Below are 2,186 nucleotides of genomic sequence, written 5' to 3' on the forward strand. Positions count from 1 at the left end.
GTCGTCGAAATCCTTGACCACTTTCAATTCGACGATGATTGTTTCCTCGACCACCAGGTCCAACTTGTGGAGACCAATCTCGAGGTCATCGTAGTAGATGGGCACCTCGACCTGCTGTCTTGCTTGCAATCCTCTCTTCCGCAATTCAATCATCATCGCCGCTTCATATATCGACTCGATAAACCCCGGTCCCAACCGACGATGCACCTCAATCGCCGCCCCAATGATCTGCTCAGTCAAGGCTTCAAGTTCCAACGCCATCGTTCACTCCTCCTGCCTTCCTGGCTTCCTCATAAAAAACTCTTCGTAACAACTCTTCATCATTCATTCGGCTTGCCTTCTAAGCGCCGCTCGCTCCAGCGGGCGAAGAGCGAGAGGGGATAGCTCATCAGGAGATAGAGGACCGAGGTGATCGCCGCGAGTTGGACGATTGCGCCGGTGCTGAGCGCGAGGATCGAATAGCGCTTGGTGAGTTCCACGACCGTCACGACCGAGCAGACCGACGTGTCTTTGAACAACGCGATGAAATCGTTCGTCACCGGCGGGATCACGATCCGAAACGCCTGCGGCAGAATGATCCGCCGGATCGCCAGCGCGCGGCTCATCCCCAGCGACAGCGCCGCTTCCATCTGGCCGCGCGGCACTGCCTGCAAGCCGGCGCGGTAAATTTCCGCCTCGTAGGCCGAGTAGTTGATCGCCAGCCCGGCAATGGCGGCCACGAGCGCGGGAATCGCGATGCCGATCTTGGGGAGCAGAAAGAAGATCGCGTAGAGCTGGAGCATCAGCGGCGTGCCGCGGAGCAATTCGACGTACAGTCCGAGCAGCTTCGAGACGAGCCAGGGACCGTAGAGTCGGCCGATCGCCACCAGGATGCCGATGCCGATGGCCAGTGGCATCGACGTGACGGAGAGAAAGATCGTCATCCCAGCCGATTTCAGCAGCGTCGGCAAGTCGTCGCGGAGGATTTCGATAATCGAGACATCCGCCGCGGTCGCCACCGGCGTCTGGGCCTTACCGAGCGCGAGCATTTGAGCATCGCCGCCCAAATGCCAGCGATCATAAAGGGCCTTCAGGCGGCCATCGGTAATCATTCGGTCGAGCGCTTCATTGAGCGCGGAATGCAGGCGCAGCTCCTGCTTGCCGACCAGGGCGACGTAGTAGCCGCCGCCGACCAATCCGCCGGCCGCTTGCAAGTCGGGAAATCGCGGAAGATAGAAGGTCGCCGCGCAATCGTCCTGCACCGTGGCGTCGAGCACGCCGTTGGCGACGTGTTGCATCGCGTCGGTCGAGCCGTCGTAGCCGATCACCTCGATGTTCAGCTTCGACTGAGCGCGCACGTAGGTCTCGGCAGCCGAGCCGGTCAGCACGCCAATGCGAACTCGCTCAGCCGAATGCTCGAGCGACGACCAATCGCGAATCGGGCTGCCGCGACGCACGATCAGTTGCAAGCCGTAGACGTAGTACGGGCGCGTGCAGAGATAGTCGCGCTGCCTGGCGGGCGTCAGCTCATAGCCGTTGAGCACGAGGTCGATCGAGCCGTCGAGCAACAGAGGGAGCTTGTCCCACTGCCCTTGCTTGAACTGGGCCTTGACGTGCAATTCGCCGGCCAGCATCTCGGCCAACTCGACCTCGAACCCGCGGAGGACGTTGGGGTTCTTGTCGTCGGGAAAGACATACGGCCCGCCCCCTTCCTCGTCGGCGCCCCAAACGAGCGCGCCGCGGTGTTGGATGTCGTCAAGCGCATCGGCGGCGGCCGGTCGTGGCGTCGCGGAAACGATCAATCCCGCACAGACGACGGCAACTAATGCAAGCGGGCGCACAGAACGGCGCTTCATTTCGGCGAAAGGTCTCGGCAAGGTTTTGGAATCCACGGTTTCGTGTGAATCGGCTCCGCCAGTGTACACCTCATGCTCCGCGCGCGGAACCGGAAGGAACGCTACGGACGGAACGCCACAGAGGGCGTTCCCAGCCTTGCGCGAAGCCTTTTCCACGGCAAGCGGCGAAAGATGATCCGGCGATTCGGGTCGTAGGAGGCGAAGTTGGCGCCGGTAGCGCGTCAAACTTTCGCCACCTTCCAGGCGCGTCAAGGTTTGCCTAACGGTTGATGTAAACCATTCCGGGAAAATTACTTCCGGTGTCTCAAGGGGTCTTGCCGGCGCTGCCGATACGGTAGTTGTCCCGAAGAA

Annotated in this window: 2 protein-coding genes; both read right to left on the reverse strand. The window is 61.0% G+C overall.

The features are described from left to right. Positions 1-261, reverse strand: a 261-nt coding sequence (locus VGY55_20645; protein ID HEV2972394.1) for a GxxExxY protein, incomplete at its 3' end; no start/stop codon positions are given. Between the two features lie 59 nt (positions 262-320). Further along, the gene (locus VGY55_20650) at positions 321-1,835 is read right to left on the reverse strand and encodes an ABC transporter permease subunit (protein ID HEV2972395.1); all 1,515 of its coding nucleotides are present in this window, start codon (positions 1,833-1,835) and stop codon (positions 321-323) included. Between the last annotated feature and the right edge of the window lie 351 nt (positions 1,836-2,186).

Source organism: Pirellulales bacterium (assembly GCA_035939775.1).
Classification (GTDB): domain Bacteria; phylum Planctomycetota; class Planctomycetia; order Pirellulales; family DATAWG01; genus DASZFO01.